This window comes from Streptomyces sp. NPDC091649, from assembly GCF_044756785.1.
Taxonomy (GTDB): domain Bacteria; phylum Actinomycetota; class Actinomycetes; order Streptomycetales; family Streptomycetaceae; genus Streptomyces.
Genome location: NZ_JBIVTR010000005.1, coordinates 211,152 through 237,127 on the forward strand (window position 1 = coordinate 211,152; position 25,976 = coordinate 237,127).

20 protein-coding genes are annotated in these 25,976 nt (G+C 72.9%); 9 read left to right on the forward strand and 11 right to left on the reverse strand.

All coding sequences use genetic code 11. The features are described 5' to 3' along the window. Window positions 1-204 precede the first annotated feature (204 nt). From ACIQMU_RS12535 to pdhA (ACIQMU_RS12545), 3 genes are read right to left on the reverse strand one after another with little or no spacing between them, the layout of a single operon-like run. Window positions 205-1,656 (reverse strand): dihydrolipoamide acetyltransferase family protein, encoded by a 1,452-nt coding sequence (locus ACIQMU_RS12535; protein ID WP_352239296.1) that lies wholly within the window; start codon window positions 1,654-1,656, stop codon window positions 205-207. Window positions 1,657-1,667: 11 nt separating this feature from the next. Continuing rightward, entirely contained in the window at window positions 1,668-2,648 is a 981-nt protein-coding gene (locus ACIQMU_RS12540) for an alpha-ketoacid dehydrogenase subunit beta (RefSeq protein ID WP_352239295.1), read from the reverse strand. A 2-nt stretch (window positions 2,649-2,650) separates the two neighbouring features. After that, window positions 2,651-3,811 carry a pyruvate dehydrogenase (acetyl-transferring) E1 component subunit alpha gene (gene pdhA, locus ACIQMU_RS12545; protein WP_352239294.1) on the reverse strand — a complete coding sequence of 387 codons (1,161 nt, stop codon included), beginning with the start codon at window positions 3,809-3,811 and terminating at the stop codon, window positions 2,651-2,653. Window positions 3,812-4,159: 348 nt separating this feature from the next. Between pdhA (ACIQMU_RS12545) and ACIQMU_RS12550 the strand changes: the two genes are divergently transcribed. From ACIQMU_RS12550 to ACIQMU_RS12560, 3 genes are all read left to right on the forward strand, one after another. Continuing rightward, a complete protein-coding gene (locus ACIQMU_RS12550) occupies window positions 4,160-4,819 on the forward strand; it encodes a response regulator (protein WP_402688827.1) in 660 nt (219 codons plus the stop codon). Window positions 4,820-4,917: 98 nt separating this feature from the next. Further along, the gene (locus tag ACIQMU_RS12555; RefSeq protein WP_402688828.1) at window positions 4,918-5,367 is read left to right on the forward strand and encodes a pyridoxamine 5'-phosphate oxidase family protein; all 450 of its coding nucleotides are present in this window, start codon (window positions 4,918-4,920) and stop codon (window positions 5,365-5,367) included. A 181-nt stretch (window positions 5,368-5,548) separates the two neighbouring features. Beyond that, window positions 5,549-6,580 carry a phosphotransferase gene (locus tag ACIQMU_RS12560; protein ID WP_402688866.1) on the forward strand — a complete coding sequence of 344 codons (1,032 nt, stop codon included), beginning with the start codon at window positions 5,549-5,551 and terminating at the stop codon, window positions 6,578-6,580. Between the two features lie 280 nt (window positions 6,581-6,860). Here ACIQMU_RS12560 and ACIQMU_RS12565 read toward each other — a convergent pair whose 3' ends face one another. After that, window positions 6,861-8,456: a protein kinase domain-containing protein gene (locus ACIQMU_RS12565; protein WP_352239291.1), complete on the reverse strand. Its 1,596-nt coding sequence runs from the start codon at window positions 8,454-8,456 to the stop codon at window positions 6,861-6,863. Window positions 8,457-8,794: 338 nt separating this feature from the next. Here ACIQMU_RS12565 and ACIQMU_RS12570 point away from each other — a divergent pair, with 338 nt between their 5' ends. From ACIQMU_RS12570 to ACIQMU_RS12595, 6 genes are all read left to right on the forward strand, one after another. Next, a complete protein-coding gene (locus tag ACIQMU_RS12570) occupies window positions 8,795-10,441 on the forward strand; it encodes a protein kinase domain-containing protein (RefSeq protein WP_352239290.1) in 1,647 nt (548 codons plus the stop codon). Between the two features lie 344 nt (window positions 10,442-10,785). Further along, a complete protein-coding gene (locus tag ACIQMU_RS12575) occupies window positions 10,786-11,514 on the forward strand; it encodes a hypothetical protein (protein ID WP_402688829.1) in 729 nt (242 codons plus the stop codon). Between the two features lie 71 nt (window positions 11,515-11,585). Then, window positions 11,586-12,209, forward strand: coding sequence for a PadR family transcriptional regulator (locus tag ACIQMU_RS12580; RefSeq protein WP_352239288.1), 624 nt, complete (start codon window positions 11,586-11,588; stop codon window positions 12,207-12,209). 86 nt (window positions 12,210-12,295) lie between these two features. Then, complete coding sequence (locus ACIQMU_RS12585; protein ID WP_402688830.1) at window positions 12,296-13,099, forward strand: ABC transporter ATP-binding protein; 804 nt, start codon at window positions 12,296-12,298, stop codon at window positions 13,097-13,099. Then, entirely contained in the window at window positions 13,096-15,951 is a 2,856-nt protein-coding gene (locus ACIQMU_RS12590) for an FtsX-like permease family protein (RefSeq protein ID WP_402688831.1), read from the forward strand. The genes ACIQMU_RS12585 and ACIQMU_RS12590 overlap by 4 nt, the downstream gene beginning before the upstream one ends. 111 nt (window positions 15,952-16,062) lie before the next feature. Further along, a complete protein-coding gene (locus ACIQMU_RS12595) occupies window positions 16,063-16,611 on the forward strand; it encodes a bacterial proteasome activator family protein (RefSeq protein WP_352239285.1) in 549 nt (182 codons plus the stop codon). Window positions 16,612-16,860: 249 nt separating this feature from the next. Here ACIQMU_RS12595 and ACIQMU_RS12600 read toward each other — a convergent pair whose 3' ends face one another. From ACIQMU_RS12600 to pdhA (ACIQMU_RS12630), 7 genes are all read right to left on the reverse strand, one after another. Further along, on the reverse strand, window positions 16,861-17,853 hold the full coding sequence (locus tag ACIQMU_RS12600; protein WP_352239284.1) for an NAD(P)H-quinone oxidoreductase: 993 nt from the start codon (window positions 17,851-17,853) through the stop codon (window positions 16,861-16,863). Window positions 17,854-17,896: 43 nt separating this feature from the next. Further along, a complete protein-coding gene (locus ACIQMU_RS12605) occupies window positions 17,897-19,033 on the reverse strand; it encodes a potassium channel family protein (RefSeq protein ID WP_402688832.1) in 1,137 nt (378 codons plus the stop codon). Continuing rightward, complete coding sequence (locus ACIQMU_RS12610) at window positions 18,991-20,514, reverse strand: molybdopterin molybdotransferase MoeA (protein WP_402688833.1); 1,524 nt, start codon at window positions 20,512-20,514, stop codon at window positions 18,991-18,993. The genes ACIQMU_RS12605 and ACIQMU_RS12610 overlap by 43 nt, the downstream gene beginning before the upstream one ends. A 554-nt stretch (window positions 20,515-21,068) precedes the next feature. After that, a complete protein-coding gene (locus ACIQMU_RS12615) occupies window positions 21,069-22,010 on the reverse strand; it encodes an NTP transferase domain-containing protein (protein WP_352239281.1) in 942 nt (313 codons plus the stop codon). Window positions 22,011-22,140: 130 nt separating this feature from the next. Further along, window positions 22,141-23,715, reverse strand: a complete 1,575-nt coding sequence (locus tag ACIQMU_RS12620; RefSeq protein WP_402688834.1) for a dihydrolipoamide acetyltransferase family protein — start codon at window positions 23,713-23,715, stop codon at window positions 22,141-22,143. Then, window positions 23,715-24,746, reverse strand: a complete 1,032-nt coding sequence (locus ACIQMU_RS12625) for an alpha-ketoacid dehydrogenase subunit beta (protein WP_402688835.1) — start codon at window positions 24,744-24,746, stop codon at window positions 23,715-23,717. Before ACIQMU_RS12625 ends, ACIQMU_RS12620 begins: the two co-directional genes overlap by 1 nt. Further along, complete coding sequence (gene pdhA / locus ACIQMU_RS12630) at window positions 24,743-25,903, reverse strand: pyruvate dehydrogenase (acetyl-transferring) E1 component subunit alpha (protein WP_352239278.1); 1,161 nt, start codon at window positions 25,901-25,903, stop codon at window positions 24,743-24,745. The genes ACIQMU_RS12625 and pdhA (ACIQMU_RS12630) overlap by 4 nt, the downstream gene beginning before the upstream one ends. Window positions 25,904-25,976 lie beyond the last annotated feature (73 nt).

Here is a 25,976-nt window from a genome sequence, read left to right on the forward strand (position 1 = left end):
GTCAGACTCTTCGACCGGAGCACACGGCCGGGTCTCGCTCAGTATCGCTCTCCAGCCAGAGCGTGCTCGATGCCGTATCCATGTGAACCACGTCGAGCCGCGCGCGGTCGGCAAGACGGTGTACGCCGAACTCGCCGTACGGTGAGGGCCGGACATGCCGGTGGGCCCGTACGGAGAAACGCACGGGCCCACCGGGAGAACGCGTTACGCCCAGGTGATCAGGCGCTTCGGCTGCTCCAGGACGGCCGCCACGTCGGCCAGCACCTTGGAGCCCAGCTCGCCGTCGACCAGGCGGTGGTCGAACGACAGGGCCAGCGTGGTGACCTGACGCGGCTTCACCTTGCCCTTGTGGACCCACGGCTGGAGCTTGATCGCGCCGACCGCCAGGATCGCGGACTCGCCCGGGTTGAGGATCGGCGTACCGGTGTCGACGCCGAAGACGCCGACGTTGGTGATGGTCACCGTGCCGCCCGCCATCGCCGCCGGGGAGGTCTTGCCGTCCCGGGCCGTGGAGACCAGCTCGCCCAGGGCCTCCGCGAGCTGCGGCAGCGTCTTGTCCTGAGCGTCCTTGATGTTCGGCACGATCAGGCCGCGCGGGGTGGCCGCCGCGATGCCCAGGTTCACGTAGTGCTTCCGCACGATCTCCTGGTTGGCCTCGTCCCAGGCGGCGTTGACCTCGGGATTCCGCTTGATCGCGACGAGGAGGGCCTTGGCGATGATCAGGAGCGGGTTGACCCGCACCCCCGCCATGTCCTTGTCCTCCTTCAGCTCGGCCACGAGCTTCATCGTGCGCGTCACGTCGACCGTGACGAACTCGGTGACGTGCGGCGCGGTGAACGCGCTGCCCACCATCGCCTGCGCGATGGCCTTGCGGACGCCCTTGACCGGGATACGGGTCTCCCGGGCGGAGGCGGACACGCCGGCCTCGGGAGCCTCGGCGATCGCCGGCTCGGACACCGGCGGGGCCGTGGCCGTCGCGGGGGCCTCGGCGGCGACCGGAGCCGCCGCCGCGTGGACGTCCTCGCGGGTGATGACGCCGTCCTTGCCGGTCGGCACCACCGAAGCGAGGTCGATGCCCAGGTCCTTGGCGAGCTTGCGGACCGGGGGCTTGGCGAGCGGACGGCCGCCGGCCGGAGCTCCGGCCGGCGCGGGAGCAGCCGCGGGGGCGGGCGCCGCGGCCCCGTTCAGCTCGGCCTGCACCGCCGCCGCCGCGGCGGCGGCCTCCGGAGCGGCCGACGCCCCCTTGCGCGGGCGGCGCTTGGTGGAGGACTCGGCGACCCCGTAGCCCACCAGGACCGGTGTACGGCCCTTCGGCTCGGCTTCCGCCTCGGGCTCCTCCACCGGCTCCTGGACCGGAGCGGCGGCCGGTGCGGGGGCGTCGCCGCTGTCCGGGGCCACGTCGACCGTGATGATCACCTGGCCCACGTCGACGGTCGTGCCCTCGGGGAAGCGCAGCTCGTGCACCACGCCGTCGAAGGGAATCGGCAGCTCGACGGCCGCCTTCGCGGTCTCGACCTCGCACACGACCTGTCCGTCGGTGACGGTGTCGCCGGGCTGGACGAACCACTTGAGGATCTCGGCCTCGGTCAGTCCTTCGCCCACGTCGGGCATCTTGAACTCACGGAAACGAGCAGACGTTTCGGTCATCGTCGTCACGAACCCTCTCCTCAGAACGCCAGCGAGCGGTCGACGGCGTCGAGCACCCGGTCCAGGCCGGGCAGATACTCGTCCTCCAGCCGGGCCGGCGGGTAGGGGACGTGGTAGCCACCGACCCGCAGCACGGGGGCTTCGAGGTGGTAGAAGCAGCGCTCGGTGATCCGGGCCGCGATCTCCGCGCCGGAGCCGTAGAAGACGGGCGCCTCGTGGACGACCACGACGCGGCCGGTCTTCTCGGCCGACGTCTGGATGGCGTCGAAGTCGATCGGGGACATCGAGCGCAGGTCCAGGACCTCGATCGACTTGCCCTCCTCCTGGGCGGCCGCGGCCGCCTCCAGGCAGACCTTCACCATCGGCCCGTACGTGACGAGCGTGAGGTCACCGCCCTCGCGGACGGTGGCGGCCCGGTGCAGCGGGCCGGGGATGGCCTCGGTGTCGACCGCGCCCTTGTCCCAGTAGCGCCGCTTGGGCTCGAAGAAGATGATCGGGTCGTCGCTCTGGACGGCCTGCTGCATCATCCAGTAGGCGTCGCTCGCGTTGGACGGCGAGACCACCTTCAATCCCGCGACGTGTGCGAAGAGCGCCTCGGGGGACTCGCTGTGGTGCTCGACCGCGCCGATGCCGCCGCCGTACGGAATGCGCACGACGACCGGCAGCTTGACCTTGCCGAGCGCGCGGGCGTGCATCTTGGCGAGCTGCGTGACGATCTGGTCGTACGCGGGGAAGACGAAGCCGTCGAACTGGATCTCGACGATCGGGCGGTAGCCGCGCAGGGCCAGGCCGATCGCCGTGCCGACGATGCCGGACTCGGCGAGCGGGGTGTCGATCACCCGGTCCTCGCCGAAGTCCTTCTGGAGCCCGTCGGTGATCCGAAAGACGCCGCCGAGCTTACCGACGTCCTCACCCATGATGAGGACCTTCGGGTCGTTGTCGAGGGCGAGGCGGAGCGACTCGTTGAGCGCTTTCGCGATGGACATCTTTTCCACGGCCATGGCTACTTGCCCTCCTCGGCAGAGTCGGCGAACGATGCCTGGTAGGCGGCGAACTGGGCGCGCTCCTCGTCGACGAGGGAGCTGCCGTCCGCGTAGCCGTGCTCGAACAGGGCCATCGGGTCCGGGTCGGGCATCGCGCGCACCGCCTCCCGTACCCGCTTGCCGAGGGTCTCGCTCTCCTCGTCCAGGGCGGTGAAGAATCCCTCGTCCGCGAGCTCCGCCTTCTCCAGGTAGGTGCGCAGCCGCTGGATCGGGTCCTTGGCCTCCCAGGCGGCCCGCTCCTCGTCGGCCCGGTACTTCGTCGGGTCGTCGGAGGTGGTGTGCGCGCCCATCCGGTAGGTGAACGCCTCGACCAGCGTCGGGCCCTCGCCCCGGCGGGCCCGCTCCAGCGCGGAGCGGGTGACGGCCAGGCACGCGAGGACGTCGTTGCCGTCGACGCGGACGCCGGGGAAGCCGTAGCCCTGGGCGCGCTGGTAGAGCGGCACGCGGGTCTGGCGCTCGGTGGGCTCGGAGATGGCCCACTGGTTGTTCTGGCAGAAGAACACGACCGGGGCGTTGTAGACCGCGGAGAAGGTGAAGGACTCGGCGACGTCGCCCTGGCTGGAGGCCCCGTCACCGAAGTACGCGATCACGGCCGAATCCGCGCCGTCCTTGGCGACGCCCATGGCGTAGCCGGTGGCGTGCAGCGTCTGCGAGCCGATGACGATCGTGTACAGGTGGAAGTTGTTGGTGTTCGGGTCCCAGCCGCCGTGGTTCACCCCGCGGAACATGCCGAGGAGGTTGGTCGGATCGACGCCGCGGCACCAGGCGACCCCGTGCTCCCGGTAGGTCGGGAAGACGTAGTCGTCGTCCCGCAGCGCCCGGCCGCTGCCGATCTGTGCGGCCTCCTGGCCGAGCAGCGAAGCCCACAGGCCCAGCTCGCCCTGACGCTGGAGGGCGGTCGCCTCGGCGTCGAAGCGGCGGGTGAGCACCATGTCCCGGTACAGACCGCGCAGCTCGTCGGCGCTCAGGTCGATGCTGTAGTCCGGGTGCTCGACGCGCTCGCCCTCGGGCGTCAGCAGCTGTACGAGCTGGGGTTCGGAACTCTGCGGCTTCTTCGCGGCGCTGGTCCGCTTGCTGGCGCGTCGCGGTTTACGCGCGGCGGCAGTGCTCTCCACGGTCACGTGCGTGCTCCTCCGTCGGTCCGGCCCCCGGGGTCTGCCGGGAACCAGTGCGGCTCGCCTGAATCCGGCAACCGTGCACGGGGTGGGTGCCGGTCGGCCGGGATCAGGCGGGACAGGTGCCCCGGCGAGCGCCCTGTCATAGGCACGTTACCCAGTGCGTCGCATAACTGCGAAACCCTATCTGACCTGCGATTTTGCTTGGATTTCCAAGTAAATCGAAAAAATCGCGAAGCTCTGCTGGTCAGGGCACTGGAAACAGCCTTGCAGGCCGCCGGAACAACGGCACGTTATCCCGAGGATCAGCCCCAGGGAAGAGCGGAGGGGAGGCGAGTGTGTGAGACTGCGATCGTGCGCGAAGATGGAAAAATCACCGTATTTCTGCTCGATGATCACGAGGTCGTTCGGCGCGGCGTCCATGAGCTGCTGTCCGTCGAGGCGGACATCGAGGTGGTCGGCGAGGCCGGTACGGCCGCGGACGCCCTGGCGCGTATCCCGGCGACGCGGCCCGACGTGGCGGTGCTCGACGTACGGCTGCCGGACGGCAGCGGTGTCGAGGTGTGCCGGGAGGTCCGCTCCCAGGACGAGAACGTCAAATGCCTGATGCTCACCTCGTACGCCGATGACGAGGCCCTTTTCGACGCGATCATGGCGGGCGCGTCGGGATATGTGCTGAAGGCGATCCGCGGCAGTGAACTGCTGAATGCCGTGCGGGACGTGGCCGCCGGAAAATCCCTGCTGGACCCGGCGGCCACCGCCCGCGTCCTGGAGCGGCTGCGCGACGGCGGCAGCGGCAAGGGAGGCGACAAGCTCGCCGGCCTCACCGAACAGGAACGCAGAATCCTGGACCTGATCGGCGAGGGTCTGACCAACCGGGTCATCGGGGAGCGCCTGCACCTCGCCGAGAAGACCATCAAGAACTACGTCTCCAGCCTGCTGTCCAAGCTGGGCATGGAGCGGCGTTCGCAGGCCGCCGCGTACGTCGCGCGACTCCAGGCCGAACGCCGCTGAATCACCCGTGCGAGGCCGGGCGACCGGGACTTAGGTCCCGCGCCACCCGGGGCCGGCGACTCTTACGCCGTCCCTACCGTCGGCGGACAGTGGAAGCCATGTCCTTCGACGAACTCTCCGCGACCGGGACGCTCCGGCGGGTCGTGACCGGCTCCCGCGACCGGAGCGGCCCGATCGAGCTGCTCGGCCGGGTCGCGTACGGCCGCCTCGCGACCAGCGTGCGGGCCCTGCCGTTCCTCGCGGTGGCCCGTCACATCGTGAGCGACGGCCGCATCCTGCTGCGGATGCACAGCGGCTTCGGTCACCACGAGGCGTGCGACGGAAGCGTCGTGGCCTACGGGGCGGACAACTACAACGACGCGGCCTCCCGCACCGGCGACGCGCTGTGGTCGGTGCAGTTCACCGGTCCCGCCGAGATCGTGCGCCCCTGCCCCGAGCAGGAGAAACGGTTCGGGGCGGCCCCCGCCACCGTCAACGGGGAGCCCTTCGCGCCGGCCTACCTCCGGGTCTACCCGCACTTCGTCACGCAGCACACGCTGGACTTCTGAGGCAGTCGGAGTCCGGGACCGGTTCCGGGGCCCCGACCGGCTCCGTGCCCGGTCCCGCCGGTCGCCTAGCGCATCGGGCGGCGTGACCGCAAGTCCGCAGAGCGGCCACACAGAGTGATCTAACATCTGGTAAGTGCCGCGCTCATATGTCACCCGTCCACCTGTTCCCCCGGTCGGCGAGGTGCTGCGCCGCTACCCGGGCGTGGGCGAGCCGCTCGCCTGCGAGCCGATCACCAAGGGCTTGCTGAACCACGGATACCGCGTCTCCACCACGAGCGGCTCCTACTTCCTCAAGCACCATCTCGACAAGAAGCACCTGGACGACACCAGCGGCGAACGCGCCGCGATCGTGCGCCAGCACCGCGCCACCCAGCGCCTTCAGTCGCTCGGCGTGCCCGTCGTGCCACCCCTCGCGGACACCCGCGGCGACACCGTCACCGTGATCGGCGAACGGTGCTACGCCCTGCACCCCTGGGTCGACGGCCTCCACCGGGTCGGCTCCCAGCTGACCCCCGTGCAGTCGCGCCGGCTCGGGACCCTGCTGGGCACCGTGCACACCGGCCTGGAGCAGGTGATGGCACCGCGCGACGGCCCGCCTCCGGCGAGTCCGCCCTCCCGGCCGGGCCACCGCAGCCCGGACGCCGCCGACACCTTCGCGCTGATCGAAGACCTGCTGGCCGCCGCGCTCGGGGAAGACGGCCGGGGGACCCCCCGCGACGCCTTCGACGAGCTCGCCGTGCACCGGCTCGTGGAGCGTCGCGCCCTGCTCGAACGGCACGCCCACCGTCGCCCGCCCACCCCCGACGGCCCCGCCACCGGCTGGGTGCACGGGGACTTCCACCCGCTGAATCTGCTCTACCGGGGCGCCGACCCCGTCGCGATCGTGGACTGGGACCGGCTGGACGTCCAGCCGCGCGCCGAGGAGGCGGTCCGGGCGGCGGCGATCTTCTTCGTCCGGCCGACCGGGCAGCTGGACCTCGCGAAGGTACGGGCGTACGCCCGCGCGTACCGGCGAGCCGCCGGGGCGGCGCCCGCGGAGCTGGCCGCCGCGGTGCACCGGGTGTGGTGGGAGCGGCTCAACGACTTCTGGATACTCCGCTGGCGCTACCGCCTCGACGACCGCAGGGCCGACCCGCAGTTCCCCGCGGTGTCGGCCCTGGCGGTGTGGTGGACGCGGGAGTACGAGGCGGTGTGCGCGGCCTTCACGGGGTGAGCGGGGGCACGCGGCGGTCGCAGGACGGTGCAGCGCGGCTCAAGAGGGCGCGGCGGCATGGCGAAGGTGGTGCACGGCCAGGGCGGCGCGCACGGGCACGGAGGGGCGTACAACGACCGGGCGGCACGCATGGGCACGGAAGGGCGCACGGCCCCGGCGCGAGGCGCGGCCCCCAGCCCCGGTGCACGCCTCCCGACTCCGTGCGCACCACCGCAGGAGCCCGGCGCGCGCCACGAAGGCGCACGCCGGGCTCAGGAGGTGGTGCGGGTGGTGCCGGGGGCTACGGCGTGGCGTTGCCGCCGCCCGTCGGGTCGCCGGGCGTGGTCCCCGTACCGCCGTCGTCCTCCCCGGCCCCGCCGTCGTCGCCGGCTCCGCCCGGGGTGCCCGGGTCGGTGGCCGTGTCGGTGGGGTCGCCGGTGGGCTCGCCGCTGCCGCCCTCGTTGGTGTTGCCGTCGGACGTGCCCGGGTCCGTGCCGGTCTGGGTCGGGGCCGGGCTGAAGGAGGGCCGGCTCGGGGTCGGGTCCGCGGACCACGGCGGCGGGTTCGGCTGCGTCCGACCGCCGCCGGAGGTGTCCGGCTCCTCCGGCTCGTCGCTCTCCTCCTCCTCGGACGGCTCCTCCGAGGGCTTCGTCGCGGAAGGGCTGGCCGAGGTGGACGGCGTGACCGGGTTCTTCTTCCCGCCGTCGTCCTGCGCGGCGTTCACGGCGAAGGCGACCCCCGCGCCGATCGCGACCAGCGCGAGCAGGACGAAGAGCCACATCTTGCCGCGCCCGGAGCCGGGCCGCCGCTGCCCTCCGCCGTCGTAACCCCCGTCGTCCGGGTTGAACGGCGGCAGGATCGGGCCCTGCGAGGTGTCCCCGTGCATCGGGTGGCCCATCGCGCGGGTGGAGCCGGACAGCCCGTGCGGCGGCGTGTGACCGCCCTCGTTCAGCGCGACCGGGCCGGTGTTCCACGTGCCCGTGTGACCGCCCTGCACCTGGAGCATCTGCAGGCTGTACTGGACGAGCCCGCGCATCTCCTCGGCGCTCTGGAACCGGTCGTCCGGGTCCTTCGCCAGCGCCCGCATGGCCATGCCGTCCAGCTCCGGCGGCACCGCGTCCGAGACCTCGGACGGCGGCACCGGAATGTCCTGAACGTGCTGGTAGACCACCGAGAGCGGGGTCTCACCGGTGAACGGGGGCCGCAGCGCCAGCAGCTCGTAGAGCAGGCAGCCGGTGGCGTACAGGTCGGACCGGTGGTCGACGGCCTTGCCGAGCGCCTGCTCGGGGGAGAGGTACTGCGGGGTGCCCATGACCATGCCGGTCTGGGTCATCGTCGACTGCGCGCCGTGCAGCGCGCGGGCGATGCCGAAGTCCATCACCTTGACCGCGCCGGACTCCGTGATGATCACGTTGGCGGGCTTGATGTCGCGGTGCACGATGTTGTGCTGGTGCGAGTACGCGAGGGCTTCGAGCACCCCCGAGACGATGATCAGCGCCTGCTCGGGCGGCGGGGCCTCCGCGGTCAGGAGCAGGTCACGGATGGTGCGGCCCTCGACCAGCTCCATCACGATGTACGGAACGGTCTGACCGCCCACGACGTCCTCGCCGGAGTCGTACACGGCGACGATCGCGTGGTGGTTGAGACCCGCGACGGACTGTGCCTCGCGGGTGAACCGGGCCTTGGACACCGGGTCCTCGGCCAGGTCGGAGCGGAGCAGCTTCACCGCGACCGTACGTCCGAGCCGGACGTCCTCCGCCGCGTAGACCTCCGCCATGCCGCCCCGGCCGAGCCGGTAGGTCATCCGGTAGCGTCCGTCACCGACGACGCCACCGATACCCCAGGCGTCGGAACCATCCGAAACTCCGCCGCCGTTTGCTTCGGAATCGGGTGCCATCAGTCCTCGCCGTCGTATCTGTCCGCGCGTCCGCGGGTTTTCACGGTGCCTTGCTGCATTGCCACGTCACGCTACAGGCTTCGCCGGACACCAAGGTTCCGCTCCGGCAGGATCACCGCTCTCCCCGGCGCGTCCTCCACCCGGTACCGACGCGTTTCCTGTAACGCTTCCGAGAAGCTTCTTGTGCGTAGGGTCACGGAACGGGCACCCGGCTTGACGTGTCGGACCCCTGGGGCAGACTTGGCGCGTAATCGCGTTGTACGGAACCGCGTCGCACGCAACGACGTCAGACAGGAAAGACCGCGTGCGACCGCGCGCCGCCGAGGGGGATGCAAGTCATGAGCCAGGACGGCGCACAGGGCCGCTACGCGGGCGGGGCGGTCGCGGGCGGCCGCTACCAGCTGCGCGACCTGCTCGGCGAGGGCGGGATGGCGTCCGTCTACCTCGCCTACGACTCCGCACTGGACCGGCAGGTCGCGATCAAGACCCTGCACACCGAGCTCGGCCGCGAGCAGTCCTTCCGCGAGCGCTTCCGGCGTGAGGCGCAGGCCGTCGCCAAGCTCCAGCACACCAACATCGTCTCCGTCTTCGACACCGGCGAGGACGAGCTCGGCGGTGCGCTGATGCCGTACATCGTCATGGAGTACGTCGAGGGGCAGCCGCTCGGCTCGGTACTGGCCGCCGACATCCGCAGTCACGGCGCCATGCCGGCCGAGAAGGCCCTCAAGGTGACGGCGGACGTGCTCGCCGCGCTGGAGACCAGCCACGAGATGGGCCTGGTCCACCGCGACATCAAGCCCGGCAACGTGATGATGACCAAGCGCGGCATCGTCAAGGTCATGGACTTCGGCATCGCCCGCGCCATGCAGTCCGGCGTCACCTCCATGACGCAGACCGGCATGGTCGTCGGCACCCCGCAGTACCTCTCCCCCGAGCAGGCCCTCGGCCGCGGCGTCGACGCCCGGTCCGACCTCTACTCGGTCGGCATCATGCTCTTCCAGCTGCTCACCGGCCGGATCCCGTTCGACGCGGACTCCCCGCTGGCCATCGCGTACGCGCATGTGCAGGAGGAGCCGGTCGCACCGTCGAGCATCAACCGGTCGGTCACCCCGGCGATGGACGCCCTCGTGGCCCGCGCGCTCAAGAAGAACCCGAACGAGCGCTTCCCGAGCGCAGCCGCGATGCGCGACGAGATCGCCCGCGTGCTGAACGCCTCCGGGGGCCAGACCGGCGCCCCGGTGATCGTGGCCGGGGGCGGACCCGCCAACAGCGGTTCCGGTGTCGGCTCGGCGGTGTTCCCCCCGGTCGACCAGGGCGCGCCGGCGCCCCAGAGCGTCCAGACGCCGTACCAGCCGCATCCGCACCAGCAGCCCCAGCAGCCCGGCCCGTACAGCCAGCCGACCCCGGCGCCCGCCCCGAGCTACGGCTACCCGCAGGCCGCACAGGCCCAGGGCTACCCGGCCCCGGGCCCCCTGGCCCACCAGACCCCGCCCCCCTACTCGCTCAACCCGCAGCACTCCACGGCCGTCGGCACCGTCGACCGCGGCGGCTCGAAGCGGAACATGCCGGTCGTCGTCGGCGCGATCGTCGTCGCGCTGCTGGCCGTCGGCGGCCTGGTCACCGCGATCGCCCTCCAGGGCGGCAAGGACGACGAGGCGGGCAAGGACGGCGACCCCGGTACCGGCGAGGTCGAGGGATACCGCCCGCCGGAGCGCAACCGGACGATGAAGGAAACGGAGTGCTCGAACGCCTCCGAGGACTCCAACGACCCGAAGAAGGTCCGCGCACCGAGCTTCATCTACAAGGACATCCTGTCGGCGAAGGCGTGCGCGGCCGCCGCCGGCTGGACGGTCAAGGAGATCGAGGAGCCGGGCAACACGTATGCCGAGGGCCAGGTCGTGGGCCAGTTCCCGTCCTCCGGCGCTGCGGTGTCCGAGCGCGGCGCCCACTTCGAGCTGAAGGTCTCCACCGGCAAGCCCTCCTGAGCCGACGGACCCGGTCCGCCGGGCCGGAGGGGCATTGACCCGGCCCGAAGGACCGGCGGCATCGGACCCGAACTGCCGGGCCGGAGGCATCGCGCCCGGGCTGCCGGACCGGAGGCATCGCGCCGGAGCTGCCGGACCCGAGCCGTGCGAGCGCCCCGGCCGGTCCTGGGCCCTACCTCAGCGCAATCGTTCCGATCATCCGACCGGTGACCGTATCGTCCAAAGGTGACCGTTGCGGGTCCACGGAGGGCCACGGATCTTCGTCCCGGACCGGCAGGGGTGCCCGGATGTCCGGATACGGCGTCCGGGATGCCGGATGAGGGGGCCCGTGTGACGCTGATCTCATGGCTCCAGGACTTCCGGCCGCATGGTCGTCGAGGTGTGCGGTCTGTCTGATGGCGGCGGCCGGAGCGGCGCTGGTCCCACTGGGCGGCTCCGCCCACGCCTCATCGGCGCCCGAGCCCCGGGCCCTCACCGCCGTGCCGCCCGGGGTGTCGAGCCCCTCCGCCACGGTGTCCGCCGCCCCGCCCGCCCCGGCCCCGTCCGGGCCTGCCCCGTCGGGCCCCTCCGCGTCGCCCTCGGGGCTTCCCCCGGCCCTTCCCTTGATGTCCGGCGCCCCCGTTCCCGGAGCGTCGGGGGCCGTCCCGACCCCGCCTTCCCCGGCAGCGGCCGGGCTGGACGCCCAGGCCCCGGCGGGGCTCCGGGAGGACATGCCCGAACCCTCCGCCTCCCCTTCCGCTTCGCCCGGCGTATCCGGGTCCACCGCCCCCCTGGCCGGGCGCGAGGCCGGGGCCGGGAAGGCGCGGCCCGGGCGTTCGCTGTCGCCGCTGGACACGGCGCGGGCCGAGACGCCCGTCGAGGAGGGCGAACCCGAGGTGGACCTGGTGGACCCCGTTGACCTGCCCGTTTCCAGCCCGCCGCCCGGCGCCTTCACCGATCCGGGGCAGCGGACCGGGCAGGCGCTGGACGCCGCGGCCGTACGCCGCGTGCAGCAGGTCTCGCTCGGCACGGGGATCGCCCTGGTCGGACTGGGGCTCGGCTTCCTCGCGTTCCGTATGCGCCGGACGAACTGAGCGTCGCGAGCCCCCGCTCAGCGCTCCGACGAAACTTGCCAGGACGAACATACTCGGTATACATACTCAGTATGTCCATTCGCCACGGCCTGCTGGCCCTGCTGGAGCAAGGCCCCCGCTACGGCTCCCAGCTCCGCACCGAGTTCGAGTCGCGCACCGGCTCCACCTGGCCGCTGAACGTCGGCCAGGTCTACACGACGCTCAGCCGCCTGGAACGTGACGGCATGATCGTCCAGGACGGCTCGGACGACGCCGGGCACGACCTCTACGTCATCACCGACGACGGCCGCACCGAACTGCGCACCTGGTTCGGGACCCCGGTCGACCGCACCAGCCCGCCCCGCGACGAACTGGCGATCAAGCTCGCCATGGCCGTGGGGACACCGGGCGTCGACATCCGGGACGTCATCCAGTCCCAGCGCCACCACACGCTCAAGGCGATGCAGGACTACACCCGGCTCAAGGCCCAGGCGCTGGCCGACGTCCCGGCCAACCGGGACGAGGTCGCCTGGCTCCTCGTCGTGGAGCAGCTGATCTTCCAGGCGGAGGCCGAGGCCCGCTGGCTCGACCACTGCGAGTCCCGGCTCGTCCGCCTCGCCGAGGCCGCCGCCACCGAACCCGCCGTCGAGCCCGGCCCCGCCGCCACCCGCGGCCCGGCCCGCTCCCCGGCCGGCCGGGCCCGGTCCAAGCGCTGACGCGGACGCCCGCGGCTCGCTGCGGCGCCGGCCCGGTACCGCAGCCCTTCCCGAACCACATCTGTTCCTAGGGGGAACCACCCGCCATGCCCTCGTCCGCCACACCCCCGCCGCCCTCCGGGACGCCCGGCGGCGGTCCCGTGCTCGAACTGCGGGCCCTGACCCGTACCCATGGCTCCGGCATCGCCGAGGTGCACGCCCTGCGCGGAATCCAGCTCTCCGTGTACCCGGGCGAACTGGTCGCCGTGATGGGCCCCTCCGGCTCCGGCAAGTCCACCCTGCTGACCCTGGCCGGCGGGCTCGACACGGCCACGAGCGGCCAGGTGATCATCGAGGGCCAGGACATCGCCGCCCTCGGCCCCAAGGGGATGGCCGCCCTGCGGCGCCGCAGCGTCGGCTACGTCTTCCAGGACTACAACCTCATTCCCGCCCTGACCGCCGCCGAGAACATCGCGCTGCCCCGCGAACTCGACGGCGTCTCCGTGCGCAAGGCCCGCAAGGAGGCCATCGCCGCGCTGGCCGAGATGAAGCTGGAGGAGATCGCCGACCGCTTCCCCGACGAGATGTCCGGCGGCCAGCAGCAGCGCGTCGCCATCGCCCGCGCCCTCGTCGGCGACCGGCGCCTCGTGCTCGCCGACGAGCCGACCGGAGCGCTCGACTCCGAGACCGGCGAGGCCGTCCTCGCCCTGCTGCGCACCCGCTGCGACCAGGGCGCGGCCGGCGTCATGGTCACCCATGAGCCCCGGTACGCGGCCTGGGCCGACCGGGTCGTCTTCCTCCGGGACGGCTCGATCGTCGACCAGACGCTGACCACCGGAGCCGACTCCCTCCTCTCCGCCGGAACCGCCGGAACCGCCGGAACCGCCGGATCCACCGAGGCCGCCACGTGAGCCCCTTCTCCGGTTGGCGCGCCGCCTTCCGCATAGCCCGGCGAGACGCCGCACGGGCCAAGGGCCGCAGCGCCCTGGTCGTCGCGATGATCGCCCTGCCGGTTCTCGGTGTGACCGCCGCCGACCTCACCTACCGCAGCGCCCTGCCCACCAAGGCCGAGGAGCTGACCGGTGAACTGGGGGCGGCCGACGCCCGGTTCTCCGCCACGAGCATGGGGCCGGTGAAGCTCCAGCAGATGCCCGACGGCGTCAACTGGAACCCGCCCGAGGGCGCCCCGGACCCGACGCCCGAGGAGCAGGAGAGGCCGGTCGACGTGGTCGCGACCTTCCCCGAGGGCTCGCGGCACCTCACCGAGCGGAGCGTGCCCGCGTCGGTGACCACCCGCCACGGCATCACCGACACCGAGATCACCGAACTGCACATCGCCGACCCGATGCTGCGCGGCCGGATCGAGCTGACCGCCGGCGCGTACCCCCGGACCAAGAACGAGATCGCGGCGACCGAGGACTTCATCGAGGCGTCCGGGCTGTCCATCGGCGACCGCGTCACCGTGCGCGGCCCCGAGCAGTCCTACACCCTCACCGGCGCGGTCGAACTCCCCGCCGACCTGCGGGCGGACGCCCTGTACGCGCTCCCCGGCTCGGTCATCGCCCCCTGGCAGAAGACCGCCGACGGCGACAAGGACATCCTCCCGCCCCAGGCGAGCGACCCGAAGTGGCTCGTCCAGGGCCCGCCCGGCGCGGGTGTGACCTGGCAGGACATCCTCGCCGCCAACGAGAAGGGCGTGGTGGTCAAGTCCCGCCAGGTGGCCCTGAACCCGCCGCCGGACTCCGAAGTCCCGATGGCCGGGATGAGCAACGCGTACGACACGGACACAGAAATGACCGCGGCGGTCCTCACCGTGGTCGCCATGGCGGTCCTGGAGATCGTGCTGCTGGCCGGACCGGCGTTCGCCGTGGGCGCCCGCCGCTCACGGCGACAGCTGGGCCTGGTCGGCTCGTGCGGCGGCAGCCGGGGCCAGGTCCGGGCCGTGGTGCTCGCGGGCGGCGCGGTGCTCGGCGGGGTCGGCGCGGTGGCCGGAGTCGGCGCCGGGTTCGGTCTGACCGCCCTGTTCCGTCCGATGATCGAGGACTACACGGGCAGCCGCTTCGGCGAACTGACCGTAAGGCCCTGGGAGATTCTCGGCATCGCCGTGCTCGGCCTGGTCACCGGCGTCCTCGCCGCGCTCGCCCCGGCGATCGTCGCGGGCCGCCAGTCCGTCCTGGAGTCGCTCACCGGCCGGCGAGGCACCCGCCGCAGCTCGCGCGTGCTGCCCGTCATCGGTGTCGTCGCGCTCACGGTCGGCGTCGCGATCGCGGTGTACGGCGGGCTGGCCGGCGACACCGCCCTCGTCGCCGGCGGATCCGTGCTCGCCGAACTGGGCGTCCTCGGCTGCATCCCGGTGATCGTCGGCTTCCTCGGCCGGCTCGGCCGACGGCTCCCGCTGACGCCCCGCATCGCCCTGCGCGACGCGGCCCGCAACCGGGGCCGTACCGCACCCGCCGTCGCCGCCGTGATGGCGGCCGTCGCGGGCAGCGTCGCCATCGCCACGTACACCAGCAGCCACGCCGCCGAGCAGGCGTACGACTACTCGCCCAACCTGACCCCGGGCACCGTCGCGCTGATGGACTCCGGCGTCGGTGACGACACCGATCTGGCGCGTTCCCGGGCCGCCGTCGAGCAGAGCTTCCCGGTCAGCGGCGGGCGCGCCGACTTCGGCCGCGTCTGGGCAGGCAGCGACTGCTCGGTCTATTACGAGGAGGAGGCCGGCTGCGGCACCCTCGAACTCGTCAAGCCCACCGGCAAGGACCACTCCTGCCCGCTGAAGGGCAAGGACGCCAAGGAGCTCGCCCTGCGGATCTCGGCCGACGAGCACAAGCGGCTGATGAACTCCCCGGCCTGCATGGACGAGAACTACACCATGACCGCGTTCGGCACCGACGACGACAAGATCGTCATCGGGGGCGCGGACGTGCTCGACTCGTACGTGAAGCTGGAGGACCCGGCGGCGGCGAAGGCCCTGGCCGACGGCGTTCCGGTCCTGCTGAACTCGGCGTACGCGAAGAACGGCGAGGTCACCCTCAAGGCCACCCACACCTACAACGACCGCGACGAGAAGAACCGGGCCCTGCACCCCGGCAAGGCCCGGACCACCACGGACCGGCTGAAGGTGTACGTCGCGCCGGACCGGTTCGCGGCGACGCCGGGCATCCGGATGGTCCTGCCGAAGAAGACCGCTGAGCGGCTCGGCCTGCACGTCGAGGACTACGGCAGCTTCTACACGCTCACCCGTGATGCCACGGACGCCGAGACCCAGGCCGCCTACGCGGCGCTCCAACAGGCCGGGGACCGCGCGTACCTGATGACGTCGAACGAGATGTTCCGGACGCAGGACGACACGATCCTGCTCATCCTCGCCCTCTTCGCCGGTGTGGTGACCCTGGGCGCGGCGGCCATCACGACCGGGCTGTCCAAGGCCGACGCGGAGGCCGACCTCACCACGCTCAGCGCGGTGGGCGCGCCCCCGGGCGTACGACGGTCGCTGTCCGGCTTCCAGTGCCTGGTCGTCGCCCTGACCGGAGTGCTCCTGGGGACGGCGGCAGGGCTCGTACCGGCGGTCGCTCTGCGGCTGACCGACCTGCGCGCGGCGCTGGCGGACATGCGCGCGGACCCGATGGAGTCGGCCTACACGCCGATCGTGATGCCGTGGGAGACCGTCGGACTGCTGGCCCTGGTCGTCCCGGTGCTCGCCGGACTGCTGGCCGCCGCCCTCACCAGCTCCCGGCTGACGCTGGCCCGCCGGGCGGGGTGAAAGGCCCCTTCCGGCGCTCCCGGAAGGCTTCCGGTGCCCCCGAGGACGGTGGATCATCCGTTCCCGGGGGCACCAACGTGGTGTACGGCACGTGTGCGAGACAATGGCGGCATGGAAATGCCGAGGAATGACCGGTCGCAGGAGCACCCGCAGGTCCTTGTCGTGGGCCAGGACGGAATGGCTATCGGCGGCGGTGCCAGTGACGACGAGTCGCGCGAGGTCCCGGTGACGGAAATGGTGGAACAGCCCGCGAAGGTCATGCGCATCGGCAGCATGATCAAGCAGCTTCTGGAGGAGGTCAGGGCGGCTCCTCTCGACGAGGCGAGCCGCGTCAGGCTCAAGGAGATCCATGCCAGCTCCGTGAAGGAGCTGGAGGACGGTCTGGCACCCGAGCTGGTCGAGGAGCTGGAGCGGCTCTCCCTGCCGTTCACCGAGGAGTCGGTGCCCTCCGAGGCCGAGTTGCGGATCGCCCAGGCACAGCTCGTGGGCTGGCTGGAGGGCCTTTTCCACGGCATCCAGACGGCGCTGTTCGCCCAGCAGATGGCGGCCCGCGCCCAGCTGGAGCAGATGCGCCGCGCCCTGCCGCCCGGCACGGGCGGCGAGGACGAGGAAGGCGGCGCGGACCCGCACGGACCGATCCGCTCGGGCCCGTACCTGTAACCCGTCCACTCCTGGAGACCGACGACCGAGAGGGGCCCGGCGCACATCGCGGTGTGCGCCGGGCCCCTCGTGGTGGGCACGGAGTCTACGGGGCAGCCCCGGGGGCCGGGGGCCAGGGGCTCGGCGTGACCGGTGGCTCCGGGTCAGGCACCGGCCGCCACCGGAGGCGGCGACCAGGGGAGCCAGCCCGCCGAGGGGCCGGTGGCTCCGGATCAGACACGGGCGTCGCCGGGGGCCGGTGACTCCCGGTCAGGCACCGGCCGCCGGGGTGGTCAGCAGGATCTTGCCGATGTGCGCGCTGGACTCCAGCACTCGGTGCGCCTCGGCGGCATCCGCCATGGGCAGCGTCCGGTCCACCACCGGCCGGACCACCCCGTCGCCGATCAACGGCCACACGTGTTCGCGTACGGCGGCGACGATGGCGGCCTTCTCGCGGAGCGGGCGGCCCCGGAGGGAGGTCGCGGTGACGGCGGCGCGCTTGGTGAGCAGGGCGCCGAGGTTCAGCTCGCCCTTGGCGCCGCCCTGGAGCCCGATGATCGCTAGGCGGCCGTTGACGGCGAGGGCCTGCACGTTCCGGTCCAGGTACTTGGCGCCGATGAGGTCCAGGATGACGTCGGCCCCCGCCCCGGCGGTGTTCTCCCGCAGCTCCTCCACGAAGTCCTGCTCGCGGTAGTTGATGAGGATGTCCGCCCCCAGCTCGGCGCACCGGGCGAGCTTCTCCGGGCTGCCCGCCGTGACCGCCACCCGGGCGCCGACCGCCTTCGCCAACTGGATGGCCATCGTGCCGATGCCGCTGGACCCGCCGTGCACCAGGAAGGTCTCACCGGGGCGGAGGTGGGACACCATGAAGACGTTGGACCACACCGTCGCGGTGACCTCGGGCAGCGCCGCGGCCTCCACCAGGCCCACGCCCTCCGGTACGGGCAGGAGCTGGCCCGCCGGCACGGCGACCTTCTCGGCGTAACCGCCGCCCGCCAGCAGCGCGCACACGGCGTCGCCGACCGCCCAGCCGGTCACCCCCGGGCCGAGTGCGAGGACACGGCCGGCGCACTCCAGGCCGGGGTAGGGGGACGCGCCGGGCGGCGGGTTGTAGAAGCCCTGCCGCTGGAGCACGTCGGCGCGGTTCACGGCGCCGGCGACGACCTCTACGAGGACCTCGCCGTCGCCGGGTACGGGATCGGGCACCTCGGCCCACACGAGCGCCTCGGGGCCGCCTGGTTCGGGAATCGTGATCGCATGCATGGCCGCGAGGCTACTCCGGAGCGGCGTGCGTTCGAGCGTGCCGTCAGGGGCGCGGCGGCAGCGAGTTGTTCTGCACGGAGGTGGAGCTGGGGCTCTTGCGCACGATGGTGATGACCCGGTCCGTCAGTTGCAGGGGGCTGGCCGCCGGATCGTCGTAACCGAGCAGCCGGTGACCGCGCAGGACACTGACGACGAGGTCGTCCGTCTCCCGTACGTTCTTGCCCACCTCGGCCTTTATGACCGGCCGTTCCACCAGGTCGAGGCCGCTGCCCTGCTGGATCAGGTCCTCCATCACCGTGCCCGCGCTGGGGCTGAGGACGGAGAGGCCGAGCAGCCGCCCGGCGGCGCTGGCGCTGGTGATGACGGCGTCGGCACCGGACTGCCGCAGGAGAGGCGCGTTCTCCTCCTCCCGTACGGCGGCCACGATCTTCGCCGCACGGTTCAGCTGGCGTGCGGTCAGGGCCACCAGGACGGCGGTGTCGTCGCGCTGGGTGGCGATGATGATCTGACGCGCCTTCTGGAGCTCGGCGCGCAGCAGGACATCGCTGCGGGTGGCGTCGCCGAGCACGCCGGTGAAGCCTTCGGCGTTGGCGGCCTCGATCACCTTGGAGGCCGGGTCGACGACGACGATCTGGTCCTTCCGCAGGCCCGTGGAGATGAGGGTCAGGATCGCCGAGCGGCCCTTCGTACCGAAGCCGACGACGACGGTGTGGTCACGCAAGTTGGATCTCCAACGCTTCAGCCGGAAGTCTTCCCGGGTCCGTTCCGTGAGGACTTCGAGAGTGGTACCGACCAGGATGATCAGGAAGAGGACACGCAGCGGCGTCACGAGCACCACGTTGATCAGCCTGGCCCCGTCGCTGAACGGCGTGATGTCGCCGTACCCCGTGGTGGAGAGGGTGACCGTCGCGTAGTAGATCGCGTCGAGCAGGTCGACCTTGCCGTCGGCCGTGTCGTTGTAGCCGCCGCGGTCGAGCCAGACGATCAAGACGGTGGCGGTCAGCACGAGCAGCGCCATCAACAGCCGCTTGCCCACTTGGCGGGCCGGGCCGTCGACGACCCGGCGGGGGAGCAACACCCGGGTCGGCACGACGGTCTCGTCCGCTCGCCTGGCCATCGCATCGTGGCCGGGAAGTTTCACGTGAAACACCCTTCTGTCCACGGCGTCGCCGGGGCCCATGGCAGATCCAGAATCTCCACCTCGGTGCCGGACCGTACCCCGCCCGGCGGTACGACGGCCAGCCCGTCCGCCGCGGCGATCCCGCGCAGCATCGCGGGCCCGTTGTAACGCAGCGGCGCGACATGGTCCCGGCCGCCCGCCCGGCCCGCGCGGTGAGCCACGGGGACGAGGCGGGTGTCGTGCGGATGCCCGTGCACGTCGGCGTGGACGAGTGCCCGGTACGCGCCCCGGTCGGGGCGGCCCGCGATCCCCGCGAGCAACGGTTCCGCGAGCGTCAGCAGACCCGATACGGCCGCGAGCGGATTGCCGGGCAGCCCGACCAGGTACGGCCCGTCCGACCGTCCCGAGGCCGGCAGCCTCGCCAGCAGCATGGGGTGGCCGGGGCGGACCGCCACCCCGTCCACCAGAAGCTCGGCCCCGAGGGCGTCGAGGACCGGATGCACATGATCGACCGGGCCGGAGGCGGTCCCGCCGGTGGTGACGATCAGGTCGGCGTCGGAGTCGGCGAGGGCGTCACGCAGCGCCCCGGCGTCGTCCCCGAGGCGGCGGGGCCCGGACACCTCGGCGCCCAGGGCTCGCAGCCAGGGGCCGAGCATGGGCCCGAGAGCGTCACGGATCAGTCCGTCGTGCGGCAGACCGGCGGTGAGCAGTTCGTCGCCGAGGACGAGGACGTCGACGCGCGGGCGGGGCACGGCGGGCAGCGCGTCGTACCCGGCTGCGGCGGCGAGACCCAGTACGGCCGGGGTCACGACCGCCCCGGCCGGGACGAGCCGCGCACCGGAGCGGCACTCCTGGCCCCGGAGCCTGATGTCCTGCCCGGGCGCCACGGACCGCAGGGCGTACAGCAGCCCCTTGGCCTCGTCCACGCGCGCGTGCTCGGTGCGGATGACCGCTGTGGTGTCGGGAGGGACGCGGGCACCGGTGGCGATCCGTACGGCGGTGCCGTCGGGCAGCGCGGTGGCCGGACTCAGCCCGGCGAGGAGCCCTGCCCCGGCCTCGAACGCCCAGGGCCCCGGCCCGGCGACCGCCCAGCCGTCCATGGCCGAGGTGTCGAAGGACGGCAGGTCGGTGAGCGCACCGAGCGCCTCGGCCAGCACGTGCCCCGACGCCCGGTCGAGCGGCAACCGGACCGCCGAGAGCGGCCCGGCCCGCCCGGCCCTCGACGCGACGGCCCGCGCCCGGTCCCAGGACACGGGCGGGGCGGAGTTCCGCACACGACGCTCGGGCCGGTCCTGCGGGGCGGCGGGCCGGTTCTCGGTCCCGGGTCCTTCCGGCGGGGGGAAGGGGCCGGCGTGCGGCAAGGTCGCTCCCGGCGGGCCTCCCCGGGCGGAGGGCTCCGGCGGGCCGCCCGCCGGGCGTTCCGGGGAGGCGCGGCCGGGCAGGGGCCGCCGCTGGCCCGCGGACGCCTGGGCGGTGGCGTGACGGTCGCCGTCCGGACCACGGCTCCGGCCGGGACCGCCCAGGTCCGCGCTCGGGCCCACGCCTGGGGCATCCCCACGGCGGCCCGGGGCCGGGCTCGCACCTTGACCGTGGGTCGGGCTCGGGCTCGGGGGCGAGGGCGGGGCCGAGGCCGGGCTCTCCCGCCCGCTCTGGGTCCGGCTCGGGCTATGGCTCCGGGCCGGGCTCTGGCTCTGGTTCCGGGTCGATCCGAGCTTTACCCCACCGACCAGCGCGAGCGCCTGCTCGACGGCCCGATCTTCCTCCGCGCGTGCGAGTTCGGCACGTGCGAGTTCGGCACGTGCGAGTGCCCCGCGTGCGGCGGTGTCCTCTTGCGTGAGCCGCTCGGACGCGGCGTCGTCGGGCGCGGCGCCCCCACGGGTGGGGGCGAAGCTGGTGCGGTCGGGCCGGGAGCGGCTGGGGTCGGCGAGGTCCGCAGGGGCGGCGGGGTCGGTGGGGTCGGTGTAGTCGGAACCAAGGGGATCGAAACTGGTCGGGTCGATGCCGATGGGGTCGGGGCCGGTGCGACCGGGTCCGGTGGGATCGGAGCCGGTGCGACCGGGTCCGGTGGGATCGGAACCAGCGGGATCGAGGCCGGTCACGGTGTGCCGGTCCCCTCGCGGCCCGCGTCGGGCTTCGCCCCGCCCGCCGGCCCGGTAGGCGACCCGCCGCCCGCCGCCCCGTCCCCCGCGCCGGCCTCCGCCTCCCAGCGCAGAGCGAGGGCGGCGGCCTTGCGAGCGGCCTCCGCGACCGCCGCGGCGGCCTCGTCGGGCCCCGCACCGGCGCTCGCCCTGGCTGCCGCGTACCCGACCAGGAAGGTCGTGAGCGGGGCAGCGGGCCGGGCGACTCCGTGCGCCGCGTCACGGGCGAGGTCGAGCAGGGCGTCGGTGTCGACGTCCAGTTCGATGCCCAGTTCGTTCTTGACCGAGGTGATCCATTCGTCCAGCACGGCCCCATGCTCCCTGATCCGGGCCCTGGCGGCAGCGATGTCCTCCCAAGTGTCGCAATCGAAGGAGGCGTCGGGGCCCGCGTCGACCCGGGCGAGGTCGAGTTCCGCCGTCAGGAGGCGGAGCGGCAGTCCGGCGAGCCCCCCGTACTCGGTGGCCACCAGGGCCAGTTCCCGACGCAGCGGCTCGGCTCGGTAGACCGCCACGAGCGGCTGGTCGCGCCCGCCGGGGTCGGTGCACAGGGCCCCCTCCCGGCCGGGCTGCCCGGCGGCGTCGAGCAGCGCGTCCACTGTCCCCGGTCCGAGGAACGGAAGGTCGGCGGAGAGGACGAGGACCCGCTCCGCCGTCGTCAGCCGCAGCCCCGCGCCCAGCGCCGCCAAGGGGCCGCCGCCCTGGGGCACTTCCCGGGCCCAGGTGACCGGCCTGGCCGTGGCACGACGACCGCCCACCACGACGGTGACGGCCGCGTCGGCGCACGCCGCGAGGACCCGGTCGAGCAGCGCGCGGCCGCCCACCCGGACTCCGGGCTTGTCGGCGCCGCCGAGCCGCTTCGCGGCTCCACCGGCAAGGACGATCACGTCATAGGCGGTCATGCGTCGAGTATGGGCGGCCCTTCGGGACGGCGCCCCCGCCGGGGTGCCCGCAACAGCCGGGCGTCCCCACCCGGGGCGACCGGACACCCCGGCCGGAGGGAGCACGTCCGCAAAGGCACCGGGTGCTCGGCTACAGGGTGCGCAGCAGCACCGTCGGCTGTTCCACACAGTCCGCCACGTACCGGAGGAAACCGCCCGCCGTTCCGCCGTCGCACACCCGATGGTCGAAGGTGAGGGACAGCTGAACGACCTGGCGTACGGCCAATTCCCCTTGGTGCACCCAGGGCTTGGGCACGATTCGGCCGACGCCGAGCATCGCCGCTTCCGGATGGTTGATGATCGGCGTGGAACCGTCGACTCCGAACACCCCGTAGTTGTTCAGCGTGAACGTGCCCCCGGTCAGCTGGGCCGGGCTCAGCTTTCCGGTCCGCGCCAGTTCGGTCAGACGGACGATCTCGGCGCCGATCGACTCGACGTCACGGACGTGTGCGTCCCGGACGACCGGGACCACGAGGCCCCGCTCGGTCTGAGCGGCGAACCCGAGGTGCACGCCGGGCAGCCGGACGATCTCCCGTGCCTCCGCGTTCACAGTGGAGTTGAGCTCGGGGAACCGGGCCAGCGCCGCCGCGCAGATCCTCGCCAGCAGGGCCAGGACCGACACCTTCGGCCCGGCGGACGGGCCCGTGGCGGCGTTCATCGCGGCCCTGGCCGCCATCAGCTCGGTGGCGTCGGCGTCGACCCAGCAGGTGGCGTCCGGGATCTCGGTCCGGCTGCGCGACAACTTGTCGGCGACCGCGCCCCGCACCCCGCGCAGCGGAATCCGTTCAGCGGCCGGAGCGGCCGAGGGAACGGAAGCCGCCGCCTTCGAAGCCGGGGAGACGCCGGCGGGGACCGGGGAAACGTCAGCGCGGACGGCGGATGTGGCAGACACGTGGGCCGTACGCGCCTTCTCCGTCGCGGTCACCTCCGCCTTCCGAATCGCACCGTCGACGTCGGCGCGCAGGATCAGCCCGTCGGGGCCCGAACCCACCAGCCGGCGCAAGTCGATGTCGTGCTGCCGGGCCAACCGGCGTACCAGCGGAGAAACCACCGGCACGGGCCCCTGCCCGTCCGCCGCGGTCATCTGAGCGGGCATCGGGGCGGGGGCCGTCACGGATGCCGCAGCCCGGACGGGCGCCAGGACATCGGATACCGGGGTCTCCGCCGCCGGAGCGTCCGGCACCGACGCCTCGGGCACCGCCGCCTCGGGCACCGCCCGGCCGAGCCGGTCCGGCCGGATGCGCCGACGCCGGGCGGCCGGTGCGCCCGTCCCGTACCCCACGAGCACGTTCCCCGAGCCGCCGGAGGACTCCGCGGCGGCGGAAGGACTGGAGGACGGCCCGGACGCACGGGAGGCCCCCGCACCGCTCCGGGCGTTCGGCCCCGAGGAGGCGGGGCCCGAGGTCTCCGGCTCCCCCGGCGCACCGACGGCAACCGTCAGCAGGGGTGCGCCGACCGGGAGTTCCGTGCCCTCCTCGCCGAACCGGGCGGTCACCACACCCCCGTAGGGGCAGGGCACCTCCACCATGGCCTTGGCCGTCTCGACCTCGACGACGGGCTGGTCGATCGCTACGACATCGCCGACCTCCACCAGCCAACGGACGATCTCCGCCTCGGTCAGTCCCTCACCGAGATCCGGCAGTTTGAATTCCAGTACCCGGGCCATCAGCTGTCCGCCTCCCACTGCAAGCGGGCCACCGCGTCGAGGACCCGGTCCACTCCCGGCAGATGGTGCCGCTCCAGCATGGGCGGCGGGTAGGGGATGTCGAACCCGGCCACCCGCAGCACCGGAGCCTCCAGATGGTGGAAGCAGCGCTCCGTGATCCGAGCCGCGATCTCACCGCCGGGCCCACCGAAGCCGGGGGACTCATGGACGACGACCGCACGCCCGGTGCGCCGGACCGACGCGGCCACCGTCGCGTCGTCGAACGGCACGAGGGACCGCACATCCACCACTTCGAGGTCCCAGCCCTCGCCGACCGCCGCTTCGGCGGCCTCCATACAGACCGGCAGGGAGGGCCCGTACGTGATGAGCGTGGCGCTGCGGCCGGAACGGCGCACCACGGCCCTGCCGATCGGCTCGACCGCGGCCGGAGCCTCGGGTGACCAGTCGGCCTTGGACCAGTAGAGACGCTTCGGCTCCAGGAAGACCACCGGGTCGTCCGAGGCGATCGACTCCCGCAGCAGCCCGTACGCGTCATCGACCGTGGCCGGGGTGACGACGTGCAGGCCGGGGGTGGCCATGTAGTACGCCTCGGAGGAGTCGCTGTGGTGCTCGACCCCGCCGATCCCACCGCCGTACGGCACCCGCACGGTGATGGGCAGCGGCATGGCCCCGCCGGTGCGGTTGCGCATCTTGGCGACATGGCTCATCAGCTGCTCGAACGCCGGATAGGCGAACGCGTCGAACTGCATCTCCACCACGGGCCGCAGCCCGTACATCGCCATGCCGACGGCCGCGCCGAGGATCCCCGCCTCGGCCAGCGGTGTATCGGTGCAGCGGTCGTCGCCGAACTCCCTCGCCAGTCCGTCCGTGATGCGGAAGACACCGCCGAGCGTGCCCACGTCCTCGCCCAGCACATGGACGGTGGGGTCCTCGGCCATCGAGTCCCGGAGCGCGCGCCCGAGGGCCTGCGCCATCGTGGCCGGTTTCGCCTTCGCCCGGTGTCCGTCGGCCGTCACTGCCGCAGTGGTCATCGCCCTGCCTCCGCGCCGTGCTCGTGGTGGTCCTGCTCGGCGTCCAGCTCGGCGCGCAGGGCGGCGGCCTGCTCCCGGAGCTGGCCGGTCTGCTCGGCGTAGACATGGGCGAACAGCTCCATCGGAGCCAGCTCCGGATCGGCGTTCATCCGGTCGCGCAGCGTGGCTGCCATGCGTTCCGCGGCCTCCTTGGCATGCTCGATGCCCTCGTCGTCCAGCAGTCCGCGCCCCGTGAGCTCACGCTCCAGCAGCCGGACCGGGTCGTGCGCCCGCCACGCCTCGACCTCGCTGTCGACCCGGTACCGGGTGGCGTCATCGGCGTTGGTGTGGGCTTCCATGCGGTAGGTGATCGCCTCGACCAGGGTCGGTCCCTCGCCCCGTCGGGCCCGTGCCACGGCCTCGGTGAGCACCTGGTGCACCGCGGCGGCGTCGTTGCCGTCGACGAGACGGCCCGGCATCCCGTATCCGACGGCCTTGTGGGCGAGGGAGGGGGCGGCGGTCTGCTTGGCCAGCGGCACGGAGATCGCGAAGCCGTTGTTCTGCACGAAGAAGACGACCGGCGCCTTCCAGACGGCCGCGAAGTTCAGCGCCTCGTGGAAGTCGCCCTCGCTGGTGCCGCCGTCACCGACCATGGCGAGCGCCACCACGTCGTCGCCCTTGAGCCGGGCGGCGTGCGCGAGCCCCACGGCGTGCGGGAGCTGGGTGGCCAGAGGAGTGCAGAGCGGGGCGATGCGGTGCTCGCGCGGGTCGTAGCCGGTGTGCCGGTCGCCGCGCAGCAGCGTCAGTGCCTCGACCGGGTCCAGGCCGCGCGCGACGGCGGCCAGCGTGTCGCGGTAACTCGGGAAGAGCCAGTCCCGCTCCTCCAGGACCAGGGCCGCGGCGATCTCGCACGCCTCCTGGCCGGTGCTCGACGGGTAGACGGCCAGCCGGCCCTGCTTCGTCAGCGCGGTGGCCTGGGCGTTGTAGCGGCGCCCTCGGACCAGCTCGGCGTGGAGCCGGAGCAACAGCTCGGGGTCGATGTCGGCGACCGCGTCCGTGCCGAGCACCCGGTAGGGCTCCGGGTCCGGGAGCAGCGGGGCGGGGTCGGTGATCGGCTTCCAGGCCGGGGGCGGCGTGGGCCGGTAGGCGGCCGCGCCGGGCAGCTCTTGGACCGTCATGAAAAGCACCTCCTGGCATCGAGGGAGATCGAGGGGTGGCGACCGGAAGCGTCGACAGGGAGCGGGACGTCGA

What these genes read in the sequence shown, in the direction of transcription:
- ACIQMU_RS12540 (WP_352239295.1), bottom strand. Translation starts at nt 2,648, where the DNA reads ATGGCCGTGGAAAAGATGTCCATCGCGAAAGCGCTCAACGAGTCGCTC.
- ACIQMU_RS12555 (WP_402688828.1), top strand. Translation starts at nt 4,918, where the DNA reads ATGTCCTTCGACGAACTCTCCGCGACCGGGACGCTCCGGCGGGTCGTG.
- ACIQMU_RS12565 (WP_352239291.1), bottom strand. Translation starts at nt 8,456, where the DNA reads ATGGCACCCGATTCCGAAGCAAACGGCGGCGGAGTTTCGGATGGTTCC.
- ACIQMU_RS12570 (WP_352239290.1), top strand. Translation starts at nt 8,795, where the DNA reads ATGAGCCAGGACGGCGCACAGGGCCGCTACGCGGGCGGGGCGGTCGCG.
- ACIQMU_RS12575 (WP_402688829.1), top strand. Translation starts at nt 10,786, where the DNA reads ATGGCTCCAGGACTTCCGGCCGCATGGTCGTCGAGGTGTGCGGTCTGT.
- ACIQMU_RS12580 (WP_352239288.1), top strand. Translation starts at nt 11,586, where the DNA reads ATGTCCATTCGCCACGGCCTGCTGGCCCTGCTGGAGCAAGGCCCCCGC.
- ACIQMU_RS12585 (WP_402688830.1), top strand. Translation starts at nt 12,296, where the DNA reads ATGCCCTCGTCCGCCACACCCCCGCCGCCCTCCGGGACGCCCGGCGGC.
- ACIQMU_RS12595 (WP_352239285.1), top strand. Translation starts at nt 16,063, where the DNA reads ATGGAAATGCCGAGGAATGACCGGTCGCAGGAGCACCCGCAGGTCCTT.
- ACIQMU_RS12600 (WP_352239284.1), bottom strand. Translation starts at nt 17,853, where the DNA reads ATGCATGCGATCACGATTCCCGAACCAGGCGGCCCCGAGGCGCTCGTG.
- ACIQMU_RS12605 (WP_402688832.1), bottom strand. Translation starts at nt 19,033, where the DNA reads ATGGGCCCCGGCGACGCCGTGGACAGAAGGGTGTTTCACGTGAAACTT.
- ACIQMU_RS12615 (WP_352239281.1), bottom strand. Translation starts at nt 22,010, where the DNA reads ATGACCGCCTATGACGTGATCGTCCTTGCCGGTGGAGCCGCGAAGCGG.
- ACIQMU_RS12620 (WP_402688834.1), bottom strand. Translation starts at nt 23,715, where the DNA reads ATGGCCCGGGTACTGGAATTCAAACTGCCGGATCTCGGTGAGGGACTG.
- ACIQMU_RS12625 (WP_402688835.1), bottom strand. Translation starts at nt 24,746, where the DNA reads ATGACCACTGCGGCAGTGACGGCCGACGGACACCGGGCGAAGGCGAAA.
- pdhA (WP_352239278.1), bottom strand. Translation starts at nt 25,903, where the DNA reads ATGACGGTCCAAGAGCTGCCCGGCGCGGCCGCCTACCGGCCCACGCCG.